Raw genomic sequence first — 8000 nt, forward strand, 5'->3', positions numbered from 1 at the left:
TAAGGCAAGTTACTCGTGATTCAGACCCCCGGTACTGAAGTAGTGACCCATCAGGCTGTCGCTCCTCGCAAATCATCCATCAAGCGCTCGGTGCGCATGATGGGAGCAGGCCTCGTAAGTGCTGCGCTCGTGGGCGTTTTCGCCCTTCCTGCTTACGCATCAACCAGTGGCAGCATCGGCACCGCTGAAGATGCCCAGGCTGCATTCGCTCAGGCGCTCACCACGAGTGATCTTCCTGAGATTGCGGTTCCCGCTCAGCTCCCTACCGCTGAAGAGCAGCCACTGCCAAAGGTAGAGATTGCTGCTGCAGGCGCGGCACAGGGTTCAGGCTACGCTGCACTGCCAATGGGCGCAGGCGCACCCGGCATTGTGAACGGCGCACTCGCACAGCTCGGATGGGCTCAGGATTGCACCGACCTCGCACAGAACGCTCTTGCGGCGGCCGGCTACGTTACGAGCCGCCTTGACGGAGGCCCAGACCTCGGCGTTGGCAGCTTCGCTAGCTTCGGCACTGTGTACTCGTTCGACGCAAACGCACTTGCTCCCGGCGACCTCTTGGTTTGGCCAGGTGCTCCACACGTAGCTGTCTACGTGGGTGGCGGTCAGGCGGTTCACGGTGGTTGGGGCAACAACACTGTGATGGCAGGTCTGCAGAATCACGGTGCGTATCCTGACTACGTAGTTCGCGTAGGCTAACAAACTTTACGAAAAGGACGTCGCTTGATGCGGCGTCCTTTTCGCTATGCTTTTATAGTTCGCCTCAGTAGCTCAGTGGATAGAGCACTTCTCTCCTAAAGAAGGTGTCGTAGGTTCGATTCCTATCTGGGGCACTCCTGTTCAACCGGTCACGACTCGTGGCCGGTTGTTTTGTTTTATGTTCGTAATTTTTAAATACCCGTGGAGTAGTGTTTCGAGCACAGGGCTGAACAGCTTGAGAGTTTCGCGAGGGAGTACAGCATGGGCGATGAGTCTTTGCCGAACGTATCCGCACAGGAAGACAACAACACCCAAGCCTTTATTGAGGGTCAACAGGGTGCCCGTGCGCGCTACGGAAGATTCAATCTTGCGATCGTCGGAAACACGGGCGTTGGTAAGTCATCTCTTGTAAATGCCATCTTTGGAAGAAACCTTGCGAAGGTCGGCAGAGGGCTTCCGGTCACTCAGGGGATCCACTATTACTCTGACGCCGCGCTCGGCGTGTGGGACTTTGAGGGTTTCGAAATTGGTGCTGCCCAGAGCCCGGGCGCACAGTTGCGACAGAATCTTGAATTGATTGCGAAGCGGCCACAAGAAGAACAGATTTCTGTGGTTTGGTACTGTATTGCATCGACGGCGGATCGACTGACCGTGCCCGACATCGAAATGATTCAGGCTCTGCATGCCTCGGGGCTCCCGGTTATCTTGGTGTTGACCAAGGTGGACTGGACAAAGAATCCTCTCAATGGGCAGCGTAAGGCTCCTCGGCCGGTAGAAGACTTCCGCGATTGGCTGCTGAACCCGCACGATGGAGAACGCCCGATCTTCTTGCCGGTCCAGGACGTTGTCTTGACCTCAACCGCTGACAGGCACGGAAAGGGATCGGGGCACGGACTCGGTGACCTTCTCGCTCTCACCCTCGAGCTTTCGCCTGAAGACGAGAAGGATGCGTTTCGAATTGCGCAGCGACTCAATCTCAAGTGGAAGCGAGACATGGCGCGGCCGGTTGTCACGGCTGCGGCAGCGGCTGCCGGTGCTGCCGCAGCGGTTCCGATCCCGATAGCTGATGCGATTGTGCTTGCGCCAATTCAGCTCGGCATGATGGGGCGCATCTCAGTGATCTACGACATTGAGCTGCAAACCATGCTCTCTGCCACCGCGATTGCGCAACTCGGAGCGCAGCTTTCAGGCCAGGCACTTGCTCGGAGTCTTGTGAAGCTAGTGCCCGTTGTTGGTAGTGCTGTGAACTCGACAGTTGCCGTGGCGCTCACGATGGCAATGGGGGAATCGTGGATGCGGCTCTGCGAACGAGTGCACAGCGGCAAACTTGATCTTTCAAAGATTGAAGATCATCTGGGTGACTTCCTGCCTCGGCTTCCCGATGTGCTGAAGCATCTTGCGAAGGGCCGCAGCCGCTAATCGTTTGAGCAAGGGCAGGTGTTCAGAGTGCACCAAGCCGCTGGGGGCAAGGCATGGCTTTGCGCGGCGTATGTGCAGTGGCCGCCTCGGCCACTGACAAGTGTTCAAAGTACGACACGCCCGGGTTCAATCCACGTTTGCGGGCCGTTCACTTTCCGGGCTATAGTAGATCTTCGTTGGCCGGAAAGCGGAAAAGCGATCGGCCAGTGATTCTCTCCAGAGAATCGGGTAAGAAATCCAAGATTTTGAACCGAATTCTGGCAGAGAAAGCCTCGAATATAAGTGAGGTTGATCAGCTTCTCGGAGGGCCATTGGTTTGGTCGTTACGGGTGGTGTCTGGTCCTTGAGAACTCAATAGTGTGCACTTGATTGTCAAATGCCAATTATTTTAAATCCTCGGCATCGGCCAGTTTTCTGGTTGGTGTTGGAGATTCCTTTTTGGATAACGAGATCGTCAGTATGACTCCTTTTGGGGTTGTCTGTTGGTTTCTGTTGTCAGGTCAAACTCGCAGTCAGATTGCCTTATTCCGGTGGTTTGGTTGCACATGTTTTTTACGGAGAGTTTGATCCTGGCTCAGGACGAACGCTGGCGGCGTGCTTAACACATGCAAGTCGAACGATGAAGCTGGAGCTTGCTCTGGTGGAAGAGTGGCGAACGGGTGAGTAACACGTGAGTAACCTGCCCCAGACTCTGGGATAAGCGCTGGAAACGGCGTCTAATACTGGATATGACCCCTACAGGCATCTGTTGGGGGTGGAAAGATTTATCGGTCTGGGATGGGCTCGCGGCCTATCAGCTAGATGGTGAGGTAACGGCTCACCATGGCGACGACGGGTAGCCGGCCTGAGAGGGTGACCGGCCACACTGGGACTGAGACACGGCCCAGACTCCTACGGGAGGCAGCAGTGGGGAATATTGCACAATGGGCGAAAGCCTGATGCAGCAACGCCGCGTGAGGGATGACTGCCTTCGGGTTGTAAACCTCTTTTAGTAGGGAAGAAGCGAAAGTGACGGTACCTGCAGAAAAAGCACCGGCTAACTACGTGCCAGCAGCCGCGGTAATACGTAGGGTGCAAGCGTTGTCCGGAATTATTGGGCGTAAAGAGCTCGTAGGCGGCTTGTCGCGTCTGCTGTGAAAACCCGAGGCTCAACCTCGGGCCTGCAGTGGGTACGGGCAGGCTAGAGTGCGGTAGGGGAGATTGGAATTCCTGGTGTAGCGGTGGAATGCGCAGATATCAGGAGGAACACCGATGGCGAAGGCAGATCTCTGGGCCGCTACTGACGCTGAGGAGCGAAAGCATGGGGAGCGAACAGGATTAGATACCCTGGTAGTCCATGCCGTAAACGTTGGGAACTAGATGTAGGGCCTGTTCCACGGGTTCTGTGTCGTAGCTAACGCATTAAGTTCCCCGCCTGGGGAGTACGGCCGCAAGGCTAAAACTCAAAGGAATTGACGGGGGCCCGCACAAGCGGCGGAGCATGCGGATTAATTCGATGCAACGCGAAGAACCTTACCAAGGCTTGACATGTAGAAGAACACTGTAGAGATACAGGACTCTTTGGACACTTCTATACAGGTGGTGCATGGTTGTCGTCAGCTCGTGTCGTGAGATGTTCGGTTAAGTCCGGCAACGAGCGCAACCCTCGTCCTATGTTGCCAGCACGTTATGGTGGGAACTCATGGGATACTGCCGTGGTCAACACGGAGGAAGGTGGGGATGACGTCAAATCATCATGCCCCTTATGTCTTGGGCTTCACGCATGCTACAATGGCCGGTACAAAGGGCTGCGATACCGTAAGGTGGAGCGAATCCCAAAAAGCCGGTCTCAGTTCGGATTGGGGTCTGCAACTCGACCCCATGAAGTCGGAGTCGCTAGTAATCGCAGATCAGCAACGCTGCGGTGAATACGTTCCCGGGCCTTGTACACACCGCCCGTCAAGTCATGAAAGTCGGTAACACCCGAAGCCGATGGCCTAACCCTTGTGGAGGGAGTCGTCGAAGGTGGGACTGGTGATTAGGACTAAGTCGTAACAAGGTAGCCGTACCGGAAGGTGCGGCTGGATCACCTCCTTTCTAAGGAGCATCTCCACGGAAGTGATTTCGTGGTAGAGAATGTTCAGATCATCACCGAATGTGTGGTGCTGGATGCTCATGGGTGGAACATTTGACAATGTGGATGTTGGTGCATGTTTTTGGTTGAGTACGCCGGTTTTGCTGGTTGGAAAGGTTGGGGATGTGTGTTGATGTTTTTCAGGTTGCACATTATTGGGTTTTGAAGGCCCAGACCTTGCGCTCTTTTGGGTGTGAGTGATGGTCTTCTGGCTCTTGGTTCACGAACGTGTTGTCGTGTGCTGGGGGACTGACCGTACGTTGAGAACTACACAGTGGACGCGAGCATCAATAGTTAGCGTCAGAGTCTCTTTTGGGGATTGTGACGCATTTCTATGGTCTAAGCATTGACACTTTTGGGTGTGAATGTTTTTTCTTATTTTACTTATGTGATTTCAAGTTTATAAGAGCAAACGGTGGATGCCTTGGCATCTGGAGCCGAAGAAGGACGTAGTAATCTGCGATAAGCCTCGGGGAGTTGATAAACGAGCTGTGATCCGAGGATGTCCGAATGGGGAAACCCCGCCAGGGCGCGTGCGTACCTGGTGACTCCCGCCTGAATATATAGGGCGGGTAGAGGGAACGTGGGGAAGTGAAACATCTCAGTACCCACAGGAAGAGAAAACAACATGTGATTCCGGGAGTAGTGGCGAGCGAAACTGGATGAGGCTAAACCGTGCGTGTGTGATACCCGGCAGGGGTTGCACGTTCGGGGTTGTGGGACTTTTCTGAATCTACTGCCGTGGGTTCGGCGTGAGAGCTAACGTATAGGAGAACACCTTGGAAGGGGTGGCCGTAGTGGGTGAGAGCCCCGTATCCGAAATGCGTGAGCCGCGCGAAGAGTATCCCAAGTAGCACGGGGCCCGAGAAATCCCGTGTGAATCTGTCAGGACCACCTGATAAGCCTAAATACTTCCAGATGACCGATAGCGGACTAGTACCGTGAGGGAAAGGTGAAAAGTACCCCGGGAGGGGAGTGAAATAGTACCTGAAACCGTTTGCTTACAATCCGTCGGAGCATCCTTGTTGATGTGACGGCGTGCCTTTTGAAGAATGAGCCTGCGAGTTAGCGGCATGTGGCGAGGTTAACCCGTGTGGGGTAGCCGTAGCGAAAGCGAGTCTGAATAGGGCGATTCAGTCGCGTGTCCTAGACCCGAAGCGAAGTGATCTATCCATGGCCAGGCTGAAGCGTGTGTAAGAGCGCGTGGAGGGCCGAACCCACTTAGGTTGAAAACTGAGGGGATGAGCTGTGGATAGGGGTGAAAGGCCAATCAAACTTCGTGATAGCTGGTTCTCTCCGAAATGCATTTAGGTGCAGCGTCGCGTGTTTCTTGCCGGAGGTAGAGCTACTGGATGGCCGATGGGCCCTACAAGGTTACTGACGTCAGCTAAACTCCGAATGCCGGTAAGTGAGAGCGTGGCAGTGAGACTGTGGGGGATAAGCTTCATAGTCGAGAGGGAAACAACCCAGATCACCAACTAAGGTCCCAAAGCGCGTGCTAAGTGGTAAAGGATGTGGAGTTGCTGTGACAACCAGGAGGTTGGCTTAGAAGCAGCCACCCTTGAAAGAGTGCGTAATAGCTCACTGGTCAAGTGATTCCGCGCCGACAATGTAACGGGGCTCAAGCACGCCACCGAAGTTGTGGCATTCATATAACAGGTAGGCCTTCGTGGTCCAGCCGTATGGATGGGTAGGAGAGCGTCGTGTGGCGAGTGAAGCGGCGGAGTGATCCAGTCGTGGATGCCACACGAGTGAGAATGCAGGCATGAGTAGCGAAAGACGGGTGAGAAACCCGTCCTCCGGAAGACCAAGGGTTCCAGGGTCAAGCTAATCTTCCCTGGGTAAGTCGGGACCTAAGGCGAGGCCGACAGGCGTAGTCGATGGACAACGGGTTGATATTCCCGTACCGGCGAAGAACCGTCAAACGCTGATCTACAAGTGCTAACCAAGTGAAGCTTCCTTTGCCCTTTCGGGGGTGTTGGTTGTGGAGAGTGGGAACCCGGTGTAGTGAGGTGAGCGTATTAACAGGTGTGACGCAGGAAGGTAGCCTGTGCCGGGCGATGGTTGTCCCGGTGTAAGCATGTAGCCCGTCGATTAGTAATATTTTTCGGCTTTGGGTGAGATGTGATGCGGACCCGTATGGGGAAGCAGGTGATCCTATGCTGCCAAGAAAAGCATCGACGCGAGGTTTTAGCCGCCCGTACCCCAAACCGACACAGGTGGTCAGGTAGAGAATACTAAGGAGATCGAGAGAATCATGGTGAAGGAACTCGGCAAAATGCCCCCGTAACTTCGGGAGAAGGGGGGCCATCCACTTATTAGGATTTACTCCGAAAGGGTGTGGTGGCCGCAGAGACCAGTGGGAAGCGACTGTTTACTAAAAACACAGGTCCGTGCGAACATGCAAATGGATGTATACGGACTGACGCCTGCCCGGTGCTGGAAGGTTAAGAGGAGAGGTTAGATTTCGGTCGAAGCTTTGAATTTAAGCCCCAGTAAACGGCGGTGGTAACTATAACCATCCTAAGGTAGCGAAATTCCTTGTCGGGTAAGTTCCGACCTGCACGAATGGCGTAACGACTTCCCAGCTGTCTCCACCATGAACTCGGCGAAATTGCAGTACGAGTAAAGATGCTCGTTACGCGCAGAAGGACGGAAAGACCCCGTGACCTTTACTACAGCTTGGTATTGGTGTTCGGTGTGGCTTGTGTAGGATAGGTGGGAGACTGTGAAGCTGCAACGCTAGTTGTGGTGGAGTCGTTGTTGAAATACCACTCTGGTCATACTGGATGTCTAACTACGGACCCTGATCGGGTTCTGGGACAGTGCCTGGTGGGTAGTTTAACTGGGGCGGTTGCCTCCCAAAATGTAACGGAGGCGCCCAAAGGTTCCCTCAACCTGGTTGGCAATCAGGTGGCGAGTGTAAGTGCACAAGGGAGCTTGACTGTGAGACTGACAGGTCGAGCAGGGACGAAAGTCGGGACTAGTGATCCGGCAGTGGCTTGTGGAAGCGCTGTCGCTCAACGGATAAAAGGTACCTCGGGGATAACAGGCTGATCTTGCCCAAGAGTCCATATCGACGGCATGGTTTGGCACCTCGATGTCGGCTCGTCGCATCCTGGGGCTGGAGTAGGTCCCAAGGGTTGGGCTGTTCGCCCATTAAAGCGGTACGCGAGCTGGGTTTAGAACGTCGTGAGACAGTTCGGTCCCTATCCTCTGCGCGCGTTGGAGATTTGAGAGGATCTGACCCTAGTACGAGAGGACCGGGTTGGACGGACCTCTGGTGTGCCAGTTGTTCTGCCAAGGGCATGGCTGGTTTGCTACGTTCGGGATGGATAACCGCTGAAAGCATCTAAGCGGGAAGCCGGCCTCAAGATGAGATCTCCATGGGACTTGATCCCGTGAGGCTCCCAGGAGATTACTGGGTTGATAGGCCAGATGTGGAAGTGGGGCAACTCATGGAGCTGACTGGTACTAATAAGCCGATGACTTGATAATTTTCAATACACTGATTTGTTTTGGTGTGTTGCGCATAATGTAACGACCTCCACGTTTGTGGTTGGGCTCGCGTCTGCTATGTGGTTCTTAACGTATGGCCACATCTGTCTGCTGCACTGTTTTTGGGTGTGGGGGTGGGTTGATATGTTAATAGTGTTACGGTGGTTATAGCGTCAGGGAAACGCCCGGTTACATTCCGAACCCGGAAGCTAAGGCTGACAGCGCCGATGGTACTGCACTCGGGAGGGTGTGGGAGAGTAGGACACCGCCGGAC

2 protein-coding genes, 1 tRNA gene and 3 rRNA genes are annotated in these 8000 nt (G+C 54.5%); all 6 read left to right on the forward strand.

Annotation, left to right across the window (positions count from 1 at the left end; genetic code table 11):
* Positions 1-15 precede the first annotated feature (15 nt).
* The 6 genes from QBL02_RS09635 to rrf all read left to right on the forward strand — a co-directional run bounded on the left by QBL02_RS09635 (position 16) and on the right by rrf (position 8000).
* Positions 16-696 (forward strand): NlpC/P60 family protein, encoded by a 681-nt coding sequence (locus QBL02_RS09635; RefSeq protein ID WP_282726201.1) that lies wholly within the window; start codon positions 16-18, stop codon positions 694-696.
* A 61-nt stretch (positions 697-757) separates the two neighbouring features.
* Positions 758-830 (forward strand) — tRNA-Arg (locus tag QBL02_RS09640).
* A gap of 127 nt (positions 831-957) precedes the next feature.
* Positions 958-2115, forward strand: coding sequence for a DUF697 domain-containing protein (locus QBL02_RS09645; RefSeq protein ID WP_282726202.1), 1158 nt, complete (start codon positions 958-960; stop codon positions 2113-2115).
* Positions 2116-2666: 551 nt separating this feature from the next.
* Positions 2667-4191: ribosomal RNA gene (locus QBL02_RS09650) — 16S ribosomal RNA — on the forward strand.
* A gap of 429 nt (positions 4192-4620) precedes the next feature.
* Positions 4621-7726 (forward strand): 23S ribosomal RNA (locus QBL02_RS09655).
* A gap of 157 nt (positions 7727-7883) precedes the next feature.
* A 5S ribosomal RNA gene (gene rrf / locus QBL02_RS09660) occupies positions 7884-8000 on the forward strand.
* Together the 16S, 23S and 5S rRNA genes form the textbook arrangement of a ribosomal RNA operon.

The sequence above is a fragment of the Leucobacter sp. UT-8R-CII-1-4 genome (assembly GCF_030010235.1).
Taxonomy (GTDB): Bacteria; Actinomycetota; Actinomycetes; order Actinomycetales; family Microbacteriaceae; genus Leucobacter.